Genomic DNA, 20,137 nt, shown 5'->3' with positions numbered 1-20,137 from the left:
AACAAGTGTTTCAACCTCTATTTACGAATAGAAACCCTTATCATTCTTACCCTTTGTAAGCATACAATAGGAGATATTTGAAGTCAATTAGTAAAGGAGAAAAACTTCACAGCCACTATACTCTTGTCAAATTGTTGACAAATTTGTGTATGAAAATTCATAACTTCAAAATCAAAGTTCACGTTTGCGCAAAAAAAAGCTAATTTACGACGCATATATGCTCGTAAATTAGCCTGCCCGTCGCGATTAGTACATTAGACTCATTTTTTGATTTCAAAAAGGGATATTACTTGCTTTTTTGTAAAAATTCCAGAAGTGCCTTCACAATACGTTCAGAAGCATGTCCATCACCATAAGGATTTGACGCTTTCGCCATTGCTTCATAAGCCTTTTTATCTTCTATTAATTGTTTTGCTAAAGAGTAGATTGTTTCTTCTTCCGTTCCTGCTAGCTTAAGAGTCCCTGCAGCGATACCTTCTGGGCGCTCTGTTGTATCTCTAAGTACTAAAACTGGTTTACCTAAAGAAGGTGCTTCTTCTTGGACACCACCAGAATCAGTTAAAATCATATAAGAATTAGCCGCAAAGTTATGGAAATCGAAGACCTCAAGAGGTTCAATCAAATGAACACGCTTATTGTCCCCTAAAATTTCATTCGCTATTTCTCGTACAGCTGGGTTCATATGAACTGGATAAACAACTTGTACATCTTCATGCTCTGCTAAAATTCTAGTAATCGCTCTAAACATATGACGCATAGGTTCGCCTAGATTTTCACGACGATGTGCTGTTAATAAAATCATACGATCCGAACCTATTTTTTCTAGTACAGGGTGTGTGTAATGTTCACTTACTGTTGTAGCTAATGCGTCGATCGCTGTGTTACCAGTGACAAAAATAGTTTCAGGATTTTTATTTTCATCTAAAAGGTTTTTCTTTGAGACTTCCGTCGGTGCGAAATGAAGGTCAGCCATAACACCTGTTAACTGGCGGTTCATTTCCTCTGGATATGGTGAATATTTATTCCAAGTTCGAAGACCTGCTTCCACATGTCCAATAGCAATTTGGTTATAAAATGCAGCTAGACTCGCAATGAAAGTTGTTGCTGTATCACCATGTACTAAAACTATATCCGGTTTTGCTTCTTTCATGACTTTGTCTAAGCCTTGTAATGCATTCGTCGTCACGTCAATTAATGTTTGACGATCCTTCATAATATTTAAATCGTAGTCTGGTGTAATTTTAAATGTTTCTAAAACTTGATCGAGCATTTGGCGATGTTGCGCCGTTACTGTCACAATCGATTCTATTTGCTCAGGATACTTTTGTAATTCCAATACAAGTGGAGCCATTTTAATAGCCTCTGGTCTCGTACCGAAAATCGTCATTACTTTCCATCTTTTCGTCAAAACGAATTGCACCGTCCTTTGTTATATTTGTATGAAAAGTACTTTACTTCCATTGATCTGCATTGAATGAAGCAAGTAAAGTAATTCGCTTACATACTATGAAACGTCCTTCAATATTGAAGGACGCTCCCAAAAAATTTATGTTTCCTAAAAATTACATACTAAACCTAGTTTGGATTTTCACCATAACGTGTGGTTGATTTCTGTTGAAATCCGTTCAGTATTATTTTGTACCGAATAGGCGGTCGCCTGCATCACCTAAACCAGGGACAATGTAGCCATGGTCATTTAGTTTTTCATCAAGTGCAGCAATATAAATATCTACATCTGGATGCTGATCTTGAATTTCTTTTACACCCTCTGGCGCAGCGATTAAGCACATAAATTTAATGCTTTTCGCCCCACGTTTTTTCAGTGAGTTGATCGCTTCCACTGCTGATCCACCAGTTGCAAGCATTGGGTCTACAATGATGAAATCACGTTCTTCTACATCTGCTGGAAGTTTTGCATAGTATTCTACAGGTTTTAAAGTTTCTGGATCACGATAAAGACCGATATGTCCAACTTTAGCAGCTGGAATTAGATTTAATACGCCATCTACCATGCCAATACCTGCACGTAGAATCGGTACAATCGCAAGTTTCTTACCAGAAAGGACTTTTGTTTTAGCAACTGTAACTGGTGTCTCAATTTCAATTTCCTCTACTGGCATTTCTCGTGTAATTTCGAATGCCATTAATGTTGCAACTTCGTCTACTAGCTCACGGAATTCTTTTGTTCCTGTATTCTTATCACGAATATAAGTTAATTTGTGTTGGATTAGTGGATGATCAAATACGTATACTTTGCTCAAAGGGATTCTCTCCTAACCGTTCGGATTCATTTTTATCTAACCTAGTATAACAGAAAAAAGGAGTCGTCTCAAAATTAAATTTTTGACAACTCCTTTTCAAGAATGTTTGCTACATATAATAGCAATTATTCATCAAGTACTGCATCTAACTGCTCTATTGTCATCGGCTTATAATAGAAATAACCTTGTCCTACCGTACAGCCAAGTGCCCGTAAAATCTCAACCTGTTCCTTATTTTCAATACCTTCTGCGACAGGAGTCATTCCTAGATTTAACGCTAATTGAATAATAGATTGGACAATCGCCAGTGTCGCATCATCATTAATAGCATGAATAAAGCTTCGATCTATTTTCAATTCAGTAAACGGCAGTCTTTGTAAATAACTTAATGATGAAAAACCTGTTCCAAAATCGTCCACCGACGTTTTAAAGCCGTAGTCCTTTAATTCCTGGATAATTGAAAAAGCGGTCTGAAAATCAACTAGTCCTATATTTTCCGTTACTTCTAAAATGATATATTTCGGATCTATATCGTATTTCTGGACGAGCTCCACTGTATCCTGTACAAAATGAGCATAGTAAAAATGATCAGGCGAAATATTCACAGCTACTTTCACTAATTTTTTTCCTAGTCTTTTGCGTTCTGCTAACCACGAAAGTACAATCTCTAATATTTGAATATCGATTTCGCGTACCTTTCCTGCACTTTCTGCCACAGGAATAAAGATGGCCGGTGATACGAAACCAAGTTTTGGCGAAATCCAGCGGGCAAGTGCTTCCATACTTTGAATTTCTCCTGTCCGTAAATCAACCTTTGGCTGTAAATTCACTGAGATTTCTTTGTTTTTTATCGCTTGCGCCAAATGGTTTAACACTGTCATTTGCTGCTCAAGCTCATCATTTCTTTCTTGTGTGAATATTTCCATATGGGTGCCCGGATTATTGGCCGCAAACGATACAGCATTATCTGCAAAGCGAATAGCATCCGTAATCTTCATCTCATTGTTATAGAAAGCAATTCCAGTTTTCAATGTAATATAAATTTGCTTTCCCCCCACAATAAAGGGCTGACGAATAATCTCATTTATACGCCTTTTATAATAGAAGAAATCTTCATCGGATGTCGCATTTGCCATGATTAAACTAGAGCTTGTAAATCTAGCAATATATTCGTGATGATCATTCTTCTCGTCATTTAGACGTTTAGCAATTTGTCTTAAAAGCTCATCCCCCGCTTCCCGACCATACAACTCGACAATTTGATGGAATTCGCTTGGCTTTAAGATTTTAATATTGCCATTTTGACCGTATTCTTTTTCTACCTTGTTTAAAAAACTATGACGATTCGGCAGACCCGTTGTAATATCAATAAAGGCTAAATCCCATATCTTTTTTTGCGTTTTTGCATACGAGTATGCCAATGCAACAAGAGCACCGATTTTTCGAAACATGCTTTCAAAAAAGTTTTGGTCACAACAAGGCTGCCTTGAAAATATCGCGAACAATCCAATTGCTTGGTGTTGTTGATTGTATATCGGCATAAACCATCCATAAGGCATTTCAGATGATTGGGCCAACATTTTATGTTCTATTGGAATATCAATCTCATCCAAATTCTTAACTAAAATGGATGTCTCCCCTTGCATAACTCTCTTAAAAAATTCTTTCGTTTCACTAAGCTCCGGCAAATCTTTTAATTTGTCGTTCCCTTTAAAAACCCGTAATTGATCTGCCTCAGTTTTAACAAGTACCATACTTGTGATTCTTGGCATAAAAAATTCATCTAAACTACTGCAAATAACATCCATCTTTTTGTCAAAGGAATAATCCTTTTCAATCGCTTCGTACATAACTTTTTCAAGGCGCATTAAAAATTCGTCAGTATGGTAATACGTAACATCCTTCACAACTACTAGCACATACAATGTTTCATTTTTATTATTTTGAAATGGGAGCGCTTGTATCTCTGCTAAAAAAGGAGGTTTATCGAAGCAACTATGGTCCAATTTTGTTTGTACCATGACCCCGCTATGTATTTTATCTTTAATCATTTTAATAGTCGTCTGTTCTTCGTTTGACATGAATGAAAAATAATCATTATTTATGATGTGCGAACGTGTAGAATTTGTAAGCGTACAAAACGAATCATTACATTCCAATACGCAATGATTATTCGTTGCATCAAAAATAACATAACTTTCTCTAGAATTATCACCTAGTCTGCGAATTGTATTTAATAGCATTTCATGTTCTACGACCATTGTTTTAGTAGCCATCTAGCCCCTCCTCCCTTGAAATCTCATTTACATTGTACATAAAAATTCAATGAATTGTCGCTTTTTCTGGACATTATTTGTCCCACTCTACTATATAATATATCCTTTTCTACTAAGTTTATGTAAATAAATTCAAAAACAGGACATTTAAAATAACTTAATACCCAAATTAAAGGAGGATTCCATAAGAGTGTTCAATGAGCCACTAAGTCGCTAAGCCAAAAAAAAGCTGTGGCTAAAGTGAAATTTACCACTTTAACCACAGCCTTATCTATTAAATTATACGTATAATGGATGTTTGTCAGTTAAAGCTTTTACGCGAGCTTTTGCTTCAGTTTTAACTGCATCATCTTCTGGATTTTTAAGAACCGTAGCAATAATTGCCCCAACTTCTTTCATGTCCTCTTCATTGAAGCCACGAGATGTTACAGCTGGTGTACCAATACGGATCCCAGAAGTGACGAATGGAGATTCTGTATCGTAAGGGATTGTATTTTTATTTGTTGTAATCCCTACTTCATCAAGTGCGTGCTCTGCTACTTTTCCTGTTAAGCCAAGAGATTTCACGTTAAGAAGTAACAAGTGGTTATCCGTACCACCAGATACAATTTCAACACCTTCTGCCATTAATACTTCGGCTAAAGCTTTTGCATTAGCTTTAATTTGTTTTGCATATTCTTTGAATTCTGGTTGTAATGCTTCACCGAATGCAACAGCTTTTGCAGCGATTACGTGCATTAATGGTCCACCTTGGATACCTGGGAAAACAGATTTGTTAAGCTTTTGCTCCCATTCTTTCGAAGCAAGGATTAGACCACCACGTGGACCACGTAATGTTTTATGTGTTGTAGATGTTACAAAATCAGCATATGGCACTGGAGATTGGTGCTCACCAGCTGCTACAAGACCCGCGATATGTGCCATATCCACCATGAAGTACGCGCCTACTTCATCAGCGATTTCTCGGAATTTAGCAAAATCGATTTCACGTGGATAGGCAGATGCACCTGCAACAATTAGTTTTGGCTTATGTTCTAATGCTTTTTGGCGTACATCTTCATAATCGATTACTTGCGTATCTTTTGTTACGCCGTATTCAACGAAGTTATATAGAATACCTGAGAAGTTTACAGGAGATCCATGTGTTAAGTGACCGCCGTGAGATAGATTCATCCCAAGTACTGTGTCACCTGGTTCTAAAATTGTGTGGTATACAGCCATGTTTGCTTGAGCACCAGAGTGTGGTTGTACGTTTGCATATTCTGCACCGAAGATTTCTTTCACACGATCACGTGCGATATCTTCCACAACATCTACGTGTTCACAGCCGCCATAGTAGCGTTTACCTGGATAACCTTCAGCATATTTATTTGTTAGAACAGAACCTTGTGCTTCCATTACTGCCTCAGAAACAAAGTTTTCTGATGCGATTAACTCAATATTTGCTTGTTGACGTTTTTTTTCCGCAAGAATTCCGTCTAATACTGCTTTGTCTTGTACTGCTAATTTTTCGTATGCCATGTTTGAAAAAGCCTCCTAAGTATAATCGTTATTTGTATACCACTGATTTCAGAGGTAATTTTATTTATATACTGCACGCTCTCCGCCAATCAGCTTTGGGCGTGTTGTTGCTATCGTTACAACCGCTTCTCCTACCATTTTTACAGAAGTACGAACCGGAACAGCTACTGCCTTTAAATGCATACCTATAAGCGTTTGACCAATGTCAATGCCTGCATTTGCTTGCACAGCTTCCACAACAACAGGATTTGTAAATTGCGTAAAGGCATAAGCGGACATTGAGCCGCCTGCTGTACGAACTGGTACAACCGACACAGGTTCATAACCAAATCGGTCTGCCGTTGTTGCTTCCATAGTAATCGCACGATTAATGTGCTCACATCCTTGGAACGCTAGATGTAGTTGATGTTTCTTTGCAAATGCCTGCAACGGCTCAAAAATCGCCTCTCCAATTTCAAGCGCACCTGCTGTGCCAATTTTCTGACCAATCACTTCAGATGTCGAGCAGCCTACGACAAAAATAGTATTTGGTCGTAGGGTTACCTGCTCTTCAAATTCACTGAGTAACTGAGTCAAATGTGTTCGTATTTGTTGTACAACCACTATGCTCAGCCCCTTAATTTCTAAATTATTTATGTCACACAGCTAAAAAAACACTCTTTGACGAACCTTTTTAGCTTAGGACATATCTTAACAAACTTAATTGCTTTTCTTATTGCTCAAGCTCAGCGATTTTTTCAATGCGTCGCGTATGACGACCACCTTCAAAATCTGTTTCAAGCCATACTTTTGCAATTTCACGTGCAAGGCCTGGCCCAATAACACGCTCACCCATTGCTAAAACATTTGAATCATTGTGGCAACGCGTTGCTTTTGCGCTAAATAAATCATGTACTAAAGCACAACGAATCCCCTTAATTTTATTTGCAGCAATGGACATACCAATGCCTGTACCACAAATTAAAATACCTTTATCAAATTCCCCGCTAGCAACACCTTCTGTAACTGGTTTTGCATAATCAGGATAGTCTACTGAATCCGCAGATTGTGGACCAAAATCTTCGTAGCTAATGTTTAGCTCATCTAACAGCTGCATAATCTCACGACGTAAGTTATTGCCTCCGTGATCAGAAGAAATTGCTATTCTCACTGGGTTCCCTCTTTTCGAAATATAGTCAACACTAGTGTACCACTTCTCCCCCAAGAATAACATGATTTTTCTTGCATTTTTATGCTGATTTCTCCTAAAAGACGAACATTTCTTGTAAGTGAACGAAAAATCATTCACTTTTAAACTCATTTTCCTGTGGATATTGTGAATATCATGTTGATAAATTCGGATAAAAGTCTTTTGTTGCAATATTCTATCTTCTAAAGATTTTTTACCTTTGTCATTATAGTGGACAAACTATATCAATATTATTTCTATGTATTACCAATAGTTGGCACTATGGTGGGATTCTGTGCAAAATGCGAGTGCGGCTATCCGTCACTTTGGCTCTTCTTTCCGTCGCTCTTGCCGCTCTTTCCGTCACTTCGCCAGTTCTTTCCGTCGTTGCCGCTCTTCTTTCCGTCGCTCTGGTCGCTCTTTCCGTCGTTGCCGTTCTTTATCCATCTCTTTGCCTCTTCTATCCGTCACTCTGGCCACATTATCCGTCGCTTCGTCTATTCTTTCCGTCGTTGCCGCTCTTCTTTCCGTCACTCTGCGGGCTATCCGTCACTTTGTCTCTTCTTTCCGTCGCCCTGGTCGCTCTTTCCGTCGCTTCGCCAGTTCTTTCCGTCGTTGTCGTTCTTCTTTCCATCGCTCTGCGGCTATCCGTCACTTCGTCTCTTCTTTCCGTCACTCTTGCCGCTCTTTCCGTCGCTTCGTCTCTTTTTTCCGTCACTCTTGCCGCTCTTTCCGTCGCTTCGTCTCTTCTTTCCGTCGCTCTGCAAGCTACTCTTCACTCTCTGCTCTACTTTATCCCATCACAATCATCTTAGTACTATGCACATGCTTCAAGACAACATAAAAAAACTGTAGTTAACTCGAATCTCACTCGAGTTTATCTACAGTCTAAAATCTTCCTATTTATGCTTGTCTATCAAATTGTTGAATCATTTTGTGGAGCTCTTCGGATTGTTTCTTTAAGCCTTCTGCTAGTTTTTCTACTTGCTCAATTGCGTATGCTTGTTCTTCTGTTGCACTGCGAACTTCTTGTGCTCCTGCTGACGTTTCTTGAGCAATGGCAGCAACTTCTTGAGATTGACGAGCAGTTGTTTCAATATTATGCATTTGCTGTTCAATTAGTGAAGAAATTTCCACAATCGCAGTCGCCATTTCATGGACACTTGAAGACATTCCTTCTACCGCTGTCGTTGTTTCTGATACACGCGCAGCTTCTTTTGTTGCAAATGACACTTGCTGGTTCATTTGTTTTACAACAATTTCAACATTTTGTTGCATAGATTGGATAAGTGAAGTAATGCCCTGTACCGCTTTTGCACTTTCATCAGCTAAACTACGAACTTCTTCCGCTACAACGGCAAAACCTTTGCCATGTTCACCAGCACGCGCTGCCTCAATCGAAGCATTTAAAGCTAGTAAATTGGTTTGTGCTGCAATATCGCCAACTAAGCTAATAATGCGCTCTACCTGTCCAGCGTTATCCTCTAAAAGGCGAATGCTTTCTAATGCCTCTGTATTGCCAGCTGCGATTTGCTGAATGCTATTTACTAACGTTTCGATTGCTTTTGTTGTTGTTGATAAATTATGTAAAATCTCTTTAGATTGTGTTGCCGATGCCTCTGCTCTACTATTAACTTCTGTCGCAAGTGCTCGTACATCTTCAATTGCTTCAGCTGTATCTTGGACTGCGGTTGCAGATGTTTCAGCACCAGAGGAAATATGTTTTACTGTAAAAGCGATATTCTCTGCTTTTTTTGTTGCAACAGCTGCTTCATCAGATAGCTGGATTATGGATTGATTGGTTTGCTGGAAGTTATTATCGATGCTTTCGACCATTCCTCTTAAGTTTAACACCATTTGTTGGAATGCCTCTGCAACAGAACGAATTTCATCATTTGTTTTCGGCATTTCTACATCTTGTCCAATCTTCCCTTCCGCTACACGGGAAGCTGAATTTTCGAGCTTCTGTAAAGGTTTAATTAGGATTACACTGAATACTGCAGCTAAAATGCCTGACCATGCAATCCCCGACAGATAAGTAAAGATTTCAAACAGTTTACGATCGACCCCCGGGAAAAAGGTAGGTTGTAAATATTCGATAAATATAAAACTAATACTGTATGTGATTAGTGCAAGAATACCGACAAATAATACTAGTTTAAGTCGTAAGCCAAACTGTTTTTTCATAACGACCCTCAATTCTCTTCAATTTTTTTTACTAATCGTTCTACCAATTCCGTTATTTCTGCAAATGTTTCTTTATAAATTGCTATACTTCCACCATAAGGATCCACAACATTCCCTGTACTACCTGCGCCTGTATACTCTTTTAACGTAAAGACTTTTCGTTCTGCATGTGGATAATTAGCGATAATTGTATCTTTGTGAGCTGTTGTCATTGTTAAAATTAAATCAGCCCACTCCATTTCAGTTATTGATAATTGTGTTGCTAAATGCTGTTGCGTCATATTTGCTTCATCAACTACTTGTTGTGCATGTGCAGACATTTCCGCATTTGGCATGGCATAAATGCCCGCTGAACGGACCTCAACATTGTCAATTTGTTTATGCTTTAAAATTACCTCTGCCATAGGACTGCGACAAGTATTCCCGGTGCAAACAAATAATATTTTCATACTTATCACCCTTCCCTATTTTCTCTATTGTCGGATAGCCAAGAAACCCATAATGATAAAAAAAATCCCTGCAATCATTTGAGATTTATTACCAAGAAGGACCTGACTTTTACGTGCAATGACTAATGACCCATAAGAGCAAATGAGTGCACTTACACCTGCGCTTACAATAAATACTGTTTTCTCTATATTTAGCATACCAAAAGAAACACTTACTGAAAAGGTATCTAGGCTTGCAGTCACAGCTAAAAGTATTGGTGAAATTGTAGCCTTTTCATCCTTTTGCGAAAATAATAGTAAATGTAAACCCATGCAAAACAATAAGATACTTGAAATCCATTGTCCCCATTCTAAGAGGAAGCGCATTAAAAAGTGTCCAAATTCAAAACCCAGTAACGGGAATAGCATATGCAAAGCAGCTGTCCATACTGACAAAAAAAATCGATATCGAACATTTGGTATTAATACATATAAACCGATCACATCTACAGACGTTAATATACCTGCAAGAATCCCCTGCAAGAAAGCACTCCTTCGCTCTCTAATATTTTATCATTTTATGCTCGAAATTACAGTATTATCATAATACAATTTCCTTACAACTAGGTGTTAAAAGTCACTGTAACGATAAACAATCACCTTCATTTGTAGTAGAAACTTACTGTACTTTCTTCAACTGAAAGCACGACAATATAAAATAGCATGCCAGAAGTAGCTTCCAGCATGCTATTTTATTTACGAAGTATACCATTTTCCTCCGGCTGCTTTGTCAAGACGATTCATTATTGCAGCCCCTACCCCTTCAGTCGAAGTAGTAGTTGCCAGAATAATTGTAGCTGTTGTTTTATCGCAAGCTCTTAGGGCATGATACAAAGTCGCACCCATTTCTTCTTTACTACCTGCTTCTCCTACTGAGAAATAAAAATCAGCCTTGCTGTCAACAAAGCTCGCAGGTGCAAGTAACGCTACTTTATGTCCTTGGCTTTGTAATTGTTGTACAGCCTCATGGACTTTCTCCAAATCACATTCAATTAATAGTACAGGAGCGTTAGGTGCATAGTGTGTATATTTCATACCAGGGGCTTTTGGCGTAGCCTCTAATTTCTGCTCTATTTTTGAAGGTTGAAGTACTTGACCAATCTTAGCCTCTAACATTTCCTTCGTAATTCCGCCTGGACGCAAAATTACTGGAGGCTCGTGCGTAACATCTAGCACTGTGGATTCGAGTCCAATCCCAGTAGAACCTCCATCTAAAATATAAGGTATGTACCCTCCCAAATCATCCTGAACATGTATGGCTTCTGTAGGACTTGGCTTCCCACTACGATTAGCACTTGGCGCAGCAAGTGGCTTTTTTAATTGTTGAAGTAAGGCGAGTGCAACTGGATGATCTGGCATACGTATACCGACAGTCGATAAACCAGCTGTCACACTGTCTGCCAGCACATTTGGCTTTACAGGCATTACAAGTGTCAGTGGCCCTGGCCAAAATAAATCCATGCATTTTTTGGCTACTTCTGAAATATGCTCTATATAGCGTTCAACTTCCTCTTTTGTGCCAATGTGAACAATTAGCGGATTGTCTGATGGACGACCTTTTGCTTCAAATATCTTTTTGACCGCTGTGTCATTTGTAGCAACAGCTCCTAGGCCATAAACCGTTTCTGTTGGAAATGCCACGACCTCGCCTGCATTTAAGATATCCACAGCTTGTGCATAAGTTATCTGACTATTCACATTACTATCCACAATCTTGCACACGGTTTCCATAATTAAAACCTTCCTTCAATTTTTCGTTTTTACTAAATTATCCACATAATGTTTATAACTTCTTAAAAATTGTGCATAAGTTATCAGAATTCGCGAATAATTCATTCAAAAAAAACCTTTAATCCATTCCCATAGAAAAAATGTAACGTGTTCCTTCTCTTCTTCTACTTCTTCTTTCACTTCTTCTTTTGCTTCTGCTTTAGTAGGCTCACAAATCGATGGGAATACGCTACACCACCAGTTATCGCCACGTGCATCACCGATTTTTACGACAATCGAATGATATAAGTTTTGTGGATAAAGTACAGCGTCCTTTCTCTTTGGCGGAAATAAGTTATCCCCAAGTACAACTTGTGTATCCAGCTGTGGATAATTTTTGTTTATTTCTGCTTCAATTTCTTTTTTTAATGAAAGTATTTGCTCATTATCCACATTTTTAGCTCCAGCACTAGCTACTTGTTTAAAATACGGCTTTAAATTTTTGACAAGTTGCTCTTTTTCAAGCTGATCCTGTGATGTATTGCTATTGGCAATAACGCGTATACGAAAATCGTTTTCTTGCTCCTGATTGATAGACTCTTTCGCAAAACCTACTAATGATGGAATATATAAAATACATAATTGTAAGGCAATCGCAATAAATACTAATCTTGCAAAAGCTAGTAAAATATTTTGTTTAGGTAATCTAATAATCTTGTATTCGTTTAACATAAAAATCCCTCCTTGCTAACATTGTTGGCAAGAAGTAGATACTTTATACATGAATTTCACAAAAAATCATTCGAGGTTTACCATTTATATCTTTTTCTATCGAAATTGTAGCCTGCGGAAAACTATTTTTAAAGAATTGAGCCACCTGCTCTCCTTGTGTATAACCGATTTCAAGACCAATGAGCGACGGTTTATTCATAAGGGGTGGAAGTTGCTCAGCCAATTTTCTATATAAAATAAGTCCGTCTTCTTCTGCAAACAGAGCACTGTGTGGTTCATGATCTAGCACGGTATTTGACATCTCTTTCGCCTCATCAAAAGCAATATACGGTGGATTCGATAACACGATATCAAATTTCTCCCCTGCCAGAGGTTTCGTTAAATCCCCTAGTCGAAACTCAATATCCGCCGATAATCTTTGTGCATTTTTTTGAGCTGTCGTTAAAGCAGCTTCAGATAGATCAGTAGCAAAGACCGTTAGCTCTGGACATTCTAACTTCATAGAAATAGCGATTGCACCGCTACCAGTTCCTATATCTGCAAGTTTCAATGCTTGATCATTCCATATTTTGTTCATCCGATAGATTGTTCCAAGCACCAATTCCTCAGTCTCAGGTCTAGGAATAAGTACTGACTCATCAACTATAAATGAACGACCATAAAATTCTTCACTACCGACGCAATACTGTACAGGTCGTCCACTCACATGCTCTTCGATTAATTCTTTAAACTTTTCTTTTTGTTCAGCTGTTAATACGTCTTGAAGATGTAGCATTACTTCTGAATAACTAGTGCCAAGTATATGCTGCATAACAATACGCGCTGCTGTTTCCTCACGACCATTATCCACTAAAAAAGAAGAAGCCCATTGAAGGGCCTCCATTACTTTATTATAAGTCATCATTTAATCGCTCTAACTTTGATGCTTGCTCTTCTAAAATGAGCGTATCAATGATTTCGTCTAGTCTACCTTCAACGATTTGATCTAGCTTTTGAATCGTTAAACCAATACGGTGGTCGGTTACACGGTTTTGTGGATAATTGTATGTGCGAATACGCTCAGAGCGATCGCCTGAACCTACAGCTGATTTACGTGTAGCATCGATTTCCTTTTGTGCTTCTTGCAAATACATATCAGCAACACGGGCACGTAAGATTTTCATTGCCTTTTCACGGTTTTTAATTTGTGATCGTTCATCCTGCATCGATACAACAACACCTGTCGGTAAGTGAGTCATACGAACAGCTGACATCGTTGTATTTACAGACTGACCACCAGCACCAGAAGATGCAAATGTATCCACTCGGATATCTTTTTCATGGATTTCAACATCTACTTCTTCAACTTCAGGTAAGCAAGCTACTGTCGCTGTCGAAGTATGAATACGCCCTTGAGATTCCGTGGCAGGTACACGTTGTACGCGGTGTGCACCATTTTCAAATTTGAATTTTGAATATGCACCTTGGCCGTTAATCATAAAAATAACTTCTTTATAACCACCCATTGGGTTCGGCGTCGCTTCCATTACGTCAATCTTCCAGCCTTGTGTCTCAGCATAACGAGAGTACATACGGAATAAATCTCCCGCAAAAATATTCGCCTCGTCTCCACCAGCTGCCCCACGAATCTCCATAATAACGTTTTTATTATCATTAGGGTCTTTTGGAATTAATAGAATACGTAAACGTTCTTCTAATTCTTCTTGCTGCTCTTTTAATAGGTTGAATTCTTCTTTCACCATCTCATGCATATCAGGATCTTTTTCACTATCTAGCATCTCACGTGTATCAGCTAATTGCTCTTTTACATTTTTATATTCACGATAAGCATCTACCGTTTCCTGGATATCTGATTGTTCCTTGGAATATTCGCGTAATTTTTTACTATCATTCACAATATCGGGATCACTTAAAAGCTCTGTTAGCCTTTCGTAACGATCCTCCACTGCTTGTAATCGATCAAACATGGATTTCACCTCTATTTAGTTTTTTTAAGGATTATCAGCAAAACGTATGGTTGATTTCCGTTCCGGCTGGGCGACTCCACTACAATCAACTTATATTCATAGTGGACGTTTTAACAAAAGTCATCCATAACGTTTGGTGAACCTTTTTTTATGAAGTTTGCTCTATTATAACTGTCGTATCGTTACTGAAAAAGAGAAACTCTAAATTAGAATTACGCTAAGCGCGTAAAGATTTTTTTATAAAGATTTTTTATTTCCACTACTTAGTATAAGGAAGTTTTCGCATGTATGCTACTTTTTATTAGCCTTATCGACAAAGCCTTTTTTGCTTTATAGTGGCGGATGTGTGTGACATTTTCGACAAACTGGATAATAGGAATCATTTCCTCCAATTTGAATTTGATCACCTGTATAAACAGGTTTTCCACTTTCATCAACACGCAAATTCATTGTAGCCTTTTTATGACAGAACCAGCAAATTGTTTTCATTTCCTCAATTTTATCTGCATATGTAAGCATGTACTGACTGCCTTCAAATAACTCATTTTGGAAATCGTTTTTTAGACCGAAGCCCATAACTGGAATATCTAACTCATCTACGATATATGCTAACTGCAAAACATGTTCTTTTTTTAAAAATTGTACTTCGTCAACAAGTACACAATATGGTTTGACAGCATTGTTTTTTACTAGCTCAAAAATATTTGTATCATCATTAACAGGAATGGCTTGTTGACGTAAGCCTACTCGACTTGAGATAAAGCCTACTTCATCTCGCGTATCTATGCCTGGTGTAAACATCATTACAGGTTTTTGTTGTTCTTCATAGTTATGCGCAACTTTTAGAATTTCTATAGATTTACCACTATTCATTGCGCCGTGTTTAAAATATAGCTGTGCCATTTTGTCTTCTCCCTTTCTTCTTATCAATCTGGATATCGAAAAGACTCGCATCAACATTCATTTTGGTTATACTGAAAAAAATACCTGCCAAGCACATGCTTGGCAGGTATTAAACTAACATTAGTTTTTAAGACCGTATTTTTTGTTGAAACGATCCACGCGACCATCAGCAGACGCGAATTTTTGACGGCCAGTATAGAATGGGTGACATTCGTTGCAGAACTCGACAACGATGTTTTCTTTTACTGAACCAGTTTTGAAAGTGTTACCACAAGAGCAAGTTACTGATGCTTCTTTGTAGTCTGGATGAATTCCTTGTTTCATATTCGTTTTCTCCTCTCGCCCTGAACCATCTGGAACAGAGTATTATCGAACTGTACCTTACATAGCCCGAATATGTCGGCTACATATGTACACGTTACATACTTTGCAATATTACCATATATCCTATACATTTGACAATAGTTTTTCCTCTATCGATTAGTTATTTAATTTTAGGGGAGTATCACTATAACGTGGGGGTGATTTCCGTTCCGGCTGGGCGCTTTGTTGTTGCTGTCGCTTCGCTTTCGCACAGAGCAAAGCTTCCTGGGGGCGTCGGGGCAACATGTGTTTTTTGCGCGAAAGCGTAGTGTTAACGCAGCGGCAGCAGCACGATGTTGGTCACGAAGGCGTTATCACAGGACGTGATGCTCTTAGCCTTCGTTCCCCTTCCGCTTCACTCGCGTTGCTCGCTCCAGGGTCTCGGGCCAACAGATGTCTTTTGCGCGAAAGCGTGAGTGCAACGTAGCGGCAGCAGCACGATGTTGGTCACGAAGGCGTTATCACAGGATGTGATGTTCTTAGCCTTCGTTCCACTATTGCTTATCCCCAAGGAGTCGCCCAGCCTCCACTTCAATCACCTTATTATATAGGTGTGTTATACCAGTATTTAAAAATCACCATCGACTAGTTATAGTCAATGGTGATTCATTTTATAGTAAGCCCTTACCTTTAGTAGCTTTTTTCATATCTTCATTTAATTTTTCGAAGAATTCTTCATTAGATTTTGTCGTACGTAATTTTTTCATGAAGCGCTCCGCAAAATCAGGTGCGTCCGAGAATGTTTTACGAATTGCCCAAAGCTTTTCAAGTTGCTCAGGCTCTAGCAGAAGTTCTTCCTTACGTGTACCCGAACGGCGGATATCAAGCGCAGGGAAAATACGACGCTCTGCTAATTGGCGATCGAGATGAAGCTCTAAATTACCTGTTCCTTTAAATTCCTCATAAATAACCTCATCCATACGAGATCCTGTATCCACTAAAGCTGTCGCTAAAATAGTTAAGCTACCACCTTCTTCAATATTACGTGCAGAACCGAAGAATCGTTTTGGTCTATGGAAAGCAGCAGGATCAATACCACCTGAAAGCGTACGACCGCTCGGAGGAATAACTAAATTATAAGCTCGTGCTAAACGTGTAATAGAGTCCATTAAAATAATAACATCACGCTTATGCTCAACTAAGCGGCGTGCACGTTCTAACACAATTTCGGCAACTTTCACATGATTTTCAGGAACCTCATCGAACGTTGAGCTCACTACATCTGCATTTACTGAACGTTCAATATCAGTTACTTCCTCAGGGCGTTCGTCAATAAGTAATACAATTAACTCAGCATCTGGATGATTAGTTGTAATAGCATTCGCAATTTCTTTTAATAATGATGTTTTCCCTGCCTTTGGTGGTGCCACGATCAATCCACGCTGTCCAAAGCCTACAGGTGCCACTAAATCCATGATACGAGTCGATAAATTACGTTGTGTTGTTTCCAGTTTAATTTGTCGGTCAGGATATAAAGGCGTTAATGCAGGGAAATGCACACGTTCCTTTGCTACTTCTGGGTCTTCGCCGTTAACAGCATCTACTTGTAGTAGTCCATAATAACGTTCGTTTTCTTTAGGTGGACGTACTTTACCAGATACCTTGTCCCCATTTCGTAGGTCAAAGCGACGAATTTGAGAAGCAGAAATATAAATATCCTCTTTACTTGGAGAATAGTTAATTGGTCGAAGGAAGCCAAAGCCCTCTTGCGAAACAATTTCTAGTACACCTTCCATAAAGAAATAGCCCTCTTGCTCCGAGCGAGTTTTCAAAATAGCAAATATTAATTCTTTTTTCGTTAGCTTGCTATAATATGAAATTTTATATTGGCGTGCAAGGGCGTAAAGCTCTTTTAACGTCATGTTTTCTAATTGAGCGATTGTCAATGCAGACATATGCACAACTCCAGTCTTTTTCAAAATATAATTGCCAGTTTTGGGGATATCAAAGAAGTTTTTACGATAGGCTCTGTGATTTTTTCGTACCTGTCAGCGTTTTCTTACGTTAGAAATTAAGTAGTTCGAATTAGAGCGATAGGTACTTTCATTAACTATACAAAACAATGAAGCCTAACATAGCCTTATAAAACTATGGGATGGTTGAAAATTTAGAAGAAGGTACCTAGTGCAAAAAGATGCACTAGGTATATTTTAGAAGAAATTTTTATTTATAGCTAGGTTTTTTATCAAGAGCGTGACGTCCTTCTACAAAACGCACAGTTCCAGATTTAGCTCGCATAACAACTGAATGTGTTAATGCATAAGCTCCTTTATATTGAACACCTTTTAGCAGCTCGCAATCTGTTACAGCAGTCGCTGCAAAAATAGCATCGTCACCTTTAACTAGGTCATCTAAATAAAGAACTTTATCTACATCTACACCCATTTTTTTGCAACGTTCTAACTGTTCATCATCTTCTGGCACTAGCTTCGCTTGGAAGTCTCCGCCTAGACATTTTAATGCAACAGCTGAAATAACACCCTCTGGTGCACCACCTGTACCAAACATAATATCAATGCCAGTTTCATCAAAAGCAGTATTGATAGCTGCTCCAACGTCGCCGTCTTGAATAAATTTAATACGTGCCCCAGCTTCTCGGATTTCATCAACAATTGCTTGGTGACGTGGTCGATCTAAAAGTGTAGCTACTACGTCTGAAATATCTTTATTTTTAGCTTTTGCTACCTGTAATAAATTATACGTAACAGAAGCATTAATATCTACCTTACCAGCCGCTTCTGGTCCTACTGCAATTTTCTCCATGTACATATCAGGTGCATTTAACAGATTGCCTTTATCTGCAATAGCAAGAACTGTCATTGCACCGTTTGTACCCTTCGCTACAATATTAGTACCTTCTAATGGGTCAACTGCGATATCTACTTGAGGACCTCCATTGCGTAGGCCAAGCTCTTCACCAATATAAAGCATTGGTGCTTCATCCATTTCGCCTTCACCAATCACTACTGTAGCATGCATTGGAATTGTATCGAACATCACGCGCATCGCTGTCGTCGCTGCATCATCTGCCTCAATTTTCAAACCGCGACCCATCCATTTCCCGGATGCGATTGCTGCTGCCTCTGTTACTCGTACTACTTCCATCGATAAACTACGTTCCATTGTCTTATTTGCCTCCCGTTATCGGCATATTTCTTCGCCGAAACATTCAAATTACCTCTATTGTAACATAGTTAGTTCAAAACTTTTAGCTCTCATTATTCCTTTGTCTCTGCTACGCGTGCCATTATTGTTTCACGTCGAATATCAGCGCCTAAATCACGTAATTTCTCAATAAGTGAGCTATAACCACGCTCAATATGATAGATATCATGAATTTCTGTTTCGCCTTCAGCTAACAGGCCAGCTAATACTAATGCGGCGCCCGCTCGAAGATCTGTAGCCGTTACAGTTGAGCCTTGTAATTTACTAGGACCTGTAATCATAGCTGTATTTCCTTCAACGCGTGCATTGGCATTCATACGACGAAGTTCATCAATATGTTTAAATCGAGCTGTATAGATTGTATCTGTTACCTTTGAGGAACCAAATGCTTGGGACATTAAAACAGAAAGTGGTTGCTGAATATCCGTTGGAAACCCAGGATACACTAATGTTTTAACATCAACGGCTTGCAATGTGGAGAGGTCTGTTTTTGGCACAAAAATACTTTCTTCACCGATTTCAATCTTTACTCCCATTTCACGAAGCTTTGCAATAATCGCCTCTAAATGCAATGGAATAACATTATCAATCGTAATACCTTCACCTAAAGCGGCAGCCATAATCATAAATGTAGCAGCTTCAATGCGATCTGGAATAATCGTGTGCTCCGTACCGTGAAGTTCCTCTACACCTTCAATACGGATAACACTTGTACCTGCCCCTTTAATATTAGCTCCCATGTTAGTGAGAAGAGTAGCTACATCAATAATTTCCGGTTCTTTTGCTGCATTTTCAATAACCGTACGTCCCTTCGCAAGGACAGCAGCTAACATAATATTAATCGTTGCTCCAACACTGGCAACGTCTAAATATATTTTGGCACCAATTAATTCATCAGCACGTAAATAAATGGCTCCATGCTCATTAGTAATTTTCGCACCTAATGCTTCAAAGCCTTTTATATGTTGGTCAATAGGACGTGGCCCTAAGAAGCAGCCTCCTGGTAAACCAATGACAGCTTTTTTAAAGCGACCAAGCATTGCTCCCATTAGATAATAAGAGGCACGAAGCTTTTTCACGTTACCATTTGGTAATGGCAACGCAATCATTTCAGTTGGATCGATGGTCATGATGCCATCCTCAAATGAAACTTCTCCACCAATCTCCTCTAATAATGCCTTTAACGTCCATGCATCGGAAATTTCTGGTAACCCTCCAATTGTCACTGGAGAGTTCGCCAAAATTGATGCTGGAATTAAGGCGACTGCACTATTTTTTGCACCACTAACTTTTATTGTACCCTTTAGACGATTTTCGCCTGTAATTTTGTAAACATCCATTTTGCGTTCTCCCTCATGATTGGAAAGTAATTTTTTCTGCAATTGGCTCACTATAT

At 38.7% G+C, this 20,137-nt stretch carries 19 protein-coding genes; all 19 read right to left on the bottom strand.

The genetic code is table 11. From position 1 onward, the window contains the following. Positions 1 to 286: 286 nt before the first annotated feature. Positions 287 to 1,408, bottom strand: coding sequence for a non-hydrolyzing UDP-N-acetylglucosamine 2-epimerase (gene wecB, locus MWJ95_RS05425; protein WP_283175720.1), 1,122 nt, complete (start codon positions 1,406 to 1,408; stop codon positions 287 to 289). A 223-nt stretch (positions 1,409 to 1,631) separates the two neighbouring features. Continuing rightward, on the bottom strand, positions 1,632 to 2,261 hold the full coding sequence (gene upp, locus MWJ95_RS05420) for a uracil phosphoribosyltransferase (protein WP_249075152.1): 630 nt from the start codon (positions 2,259 to 2,261) through the stop codon (positions 1,632 to 1,634). A 125-nt stretch (positions 2,262 to 2,386) separates the two neighbouring features. Further along, positions 2,387 to 4,537 (bottom strand): bifunctional diguanylate cyclase/phosphodiesterase, encoded by a 2,151-nt coding sequence (locus MWJ95_RS05415; protein ID WP_249075153.1) that lies wholly within the window; start codon positions 4,535 to 4,537, stop codon positions 2,387 to 2,389. Between the two features lie 279 nt (positions 4,538 to 4,816). Next, positions 4,817 to 6,058 carry a serine hydroxymethyltransferase gene (gene glyA, locus MWJ95_RS05410; RefSeq protein ID WP_249104671.1) on the bottom strand — a complete coding sequence of 414 codons (1,242 nt, stop codon included), beginning with the start codon at positions 6,056 to 6,058 and terminating at the stop codon, positions 4,817 to 4,819. A 60-nt stretch (positions 6,059 to 6,118) separates the two neighbouring features. Further along, positions 6,119 to 6,661: a TIGR01440 family protein gene (locus MWJ95_RS05405; RefSeq protein WP_249075155.1), complete on the bottom strand. Its 543-nt coding sequence runs from the start codon at positions 6,659 to 6,661 to the stop codon at positions 6,119 to 6,121. Between the two features lie 109 nt (positions 6,662 to 6,770). Next, the gene (rpiB, locus tag MWJ95_RS05400) at positions 6,771 to 7,208 is read right to left on the bottom strand and encodes a ribose 5-phosphate isomerase B (RefSeq protein WP_068986237.1); all 438 of its coding nucleotides are present in this window, start codon (positions 7,206 to 7,208) and stop codon (positions 6,771 to 6,773) included. A 381-nt stretch (positions 7,209 to 7,589) separates the two neighbouring features. Then, positions 7,590 to 7,760, bottom strand: a complete 171-nt coding sequence (locus MWJ95_RS05395) for a hypothetical protein (RefSeq protein WP_249104669.1) — start codon at positions 7,758 to 7,760, stop codon at positions 7,590 to 7,592. A 369-nt stretch (positions 7,761 to 8,129) separates the two neighbouring features. Beyond that, positions 8,130 to 9,413 (bottom strand): methyl-accepting chemotaxis protein, encoded by a 1,284-nt coding sequence (locus MWJ95_RS05390; protein ID WP_249075157.1) that lies wholly within the window; start codon positions 9,411 to 9,413, stop codon positions 8,130 to 8,132. 8 nt (positions 9,414 to 9,421) lie between these two features. Continuing rightward, a complete protein-coding gene (locus MWJ95_RS05385; protein ID WP_249075158.1) occupies positions 9,422 to 9,862 on the bottom strand; it encodes a low molecular weight protein arginine phosphatase in 441 nt (146 codons plus the stop codon). 24 nt (positions 9,863 to 9,886) lie between these two features. Next, positions 9,887 to 10,384, bottom strand: a complete 498-nt coding sequence (locus tag MWJ95_RS05380; RefSeq protein ID WP_249075159.1) for a manganese efflux pump MntP — start codon at positions 10,382 to 10,384, stop codon at positions 9,887 to 9,889. A gap of 213 nt (positions 10,385 to 10,597) precedes the next feature. Next, positions 10,598 to 11,632 carry an L-threonylcarbamoyladenylate synthase gene (locus MWJ95_RS05375; protein ID WP_249104666.1) on the bottom strand — a complete coding sequence of 345 codons (1,035 nt, stop codon included), beginning with the start codon at positions 11,630 to 11,632 and terminating at the stop codon, positions 10,598 to 10,600. A gap of 105 nt (positions 11,633 to 11,737) precedes the next feature. Continuing rightward, positions 11,738 to 12,343 (bottom strand): stage II sporulation protein R, encoded by a 606-nt coding sequence (locus MWJ95_RS05370; protein WP_249104664.1) that lies wholly within the window; start codon positions 12,341 to 12,343, stop codon positions 11,738 to 11,740. A 43-nt stretch (positions 12,344 to 12,386) separates the two neighbouring features. After that, complete coding sequence (gene prmC, locus MWJ95_RS05365) at positions 12,387 to 13,247, bottom strand: peptide chain release factor N(5)-glutamine methyltransferase (protein WP_249104661.1); 861 nt, start codon at positions 13,245 to 13,247, stop codon at positions 12,387 to 12,389. After that, complete coding sequence (prfA, locus tag MWJ95_RS05360) at positions 13,234 to 14,310, bottom strand: peptide chain release factor 1 (RefSeq protein WP_249075163.1); 1,077 nt, start codon at positions 14,308 to 14,310, stop codon at positions 13,234 to 13,236. The genes prmC and prfA overlap by 14 nt, the downstream gene beginning before the upstream one ends. A gap of 330 nt (positions 14,311 to 14,640) precedes the next feature. Continuing rightward, positions 14,641 to 15,213: a thymidine kinase gene (locus MWJ95_RS05355; RefSeq protein ID WP_249075164.1), complete on the bottom strand. Its 573-nt coding sequence runs from the start codon at positions 15,211 to 15,213 to the stop codon at positions 14,641 to 14,643. Between the two features lie 120 nt (positions 15,214 to 15,333). After that, entirely contained in the window at positions 15,334 to 15,537 is a 204-nt protein-coding gene (gene rpmE, locus MWJ95_RS05350; RefSeq protein ID WP_249075165.1) for a 50S ribosomal protein L31, read from the bottom strand. A gap of 650 nt (positions 15,538 to 16,187) precedes the next feature. Continuing rightward, positions 16,188 to 17,471, bottom strand: coding sequence for a transcription termination factor Rho (gene rho, locus MWJ95_RS05345; protein ID WP_249075166.1), 1,284 nt, complete (start codon positions 17,469 to 17,471; stop codon positions 16,188 to 16,190). A 268-nt stretch (positions 17,472 to 17,739) separates the two neighbouring features. Next, complete coding sequence (glpX, locus tag MWJ95_RS05340; RefSeq protein ID WP_249075167.1) at positions 17,740 to 18,699, bottom strand: class II fructose-bisphosphatase; 960 nt, start codon at positions 18,697 to 18,699, stop codon at positions 17,740 to 17,742. A 95-nt stretch (positions 18,700 to 18,794) separates the two neighbouring features. Then, positions 18,795 to 20,081: a UDP-N-acetylglucosamine 1-carboxyvinyltransferase gene (locus MWJ95_RS05335; protein WP_249075168.1), complete on the bottom strand. Its 1,287-nt coding sequence runs from the start codon at positions 20,079 to 20,081 to the stop codon at positions 18,795 to 18,797. Positions 20,082 to 20,137 lie beyond the last annotated feature (56 nt).

It is taken from the genome of Lysinibacillus sp. Bpr_S20 (assembly GCF_023337835.1).
Classification (GTDB): domain Bacteria; phylum Bacillota; class Bacilli; order Bacillales_A; family Planococcaceae; genus Lysinibacillus.
Note: the sequence above shows the minus strand (reverse complement) of the source record. Positions and strands in the feature narration are given on the sequence as shown.

Bases quoted from the DNA above. Each gene is read 5' to 3' on its own strand.
- rho (WP_249075166.1), bottom strand. From the start codon at position 17,471: ATGTCTGCATTGACAATCGCTCAATTAGAAAACATGACGTTAAAAGAG.
- MWJ95_RS05415 (WP_249075153.1), bottom strand. From the start codon at position 4,537: ATGGCTACTAAAACAATGGTCGTAGAACATGAAATGCTATTAAATACA.
- MWJ95_RS05355 (WP_249075164.1), bottom strand. From the start codon at position 15,213: ATGGCACAGCTATATTTTAAACACGGCGCAATGAATAGTGGTAAATCT.
- prmC (WP_249104661.1), bottom strand. From the start codon at position 13,247: ATGATGACTTATAATAAAGTAATGGAGGCCCTTCAATGGGCTTCTTCT.
- MWJ95_RS05375 (WP_249104666.1), bottom strand. From the start codon at position 11,632: ATGGAAACCGTGTGCAAGATTGTGGATAGTAATGTGAATAGTCAGATA.
- glpX (WP_249075167.1), bottom strand. From the start codon at position 18,699: ATGGAACGTAGTTTATCGATGGAAGTAGTACGAGTAACAGAGGCAGCA.
- glyA (WP_249104671.1), bottom strand. From the start codon at position 6,058: ATGGCATACGAAAAATTAGCAGTACAAGACAAAGCAGTATTAGACGGA.
- MWJ95_RS05335 (WP_249075168.1), bottom strand. From the start codon at position 20,081: ATGGATGTTTACAAAATTACAGGCGAAAATCGTCTAAAGGGTACAATA.
- MWJ95_RS05390 (WP_249075157.1), bottom strand. From the start codon at position 9,413: ATGAAAAAACAGTTTGGCTTACGACTTAAACTAGTATTATTTGTCGGT.
- MWJ95_RS05385 (WP_249075158.1), bottom strand. From the start codon at position 9,862: ATGAAAATATTATTTGTTTGCACCGGGAATACTTGTCGCAGTCCTATG.
- prfA (WP_249075163.1), bottom strand. From the start codon at position 14,310: ATGTTTGATCGATTACAAGCAGTGGAGGATCGTTACGAAAGGCTAACA.
- rpmE (WP_249075165.1), bottom strand. From the start codon at position 15,537: ATGAAACAAGGAATTCATCCAGACTACAAAGAAGCATCAGTAACTTGC.
- MWJ95_RS05370 (WP_249104664.1), bottom strand. From the start codon at position 12,343: ATGTTAAACGAATACAAGATTATTAGATTACCTAAACAAAATATTTTA.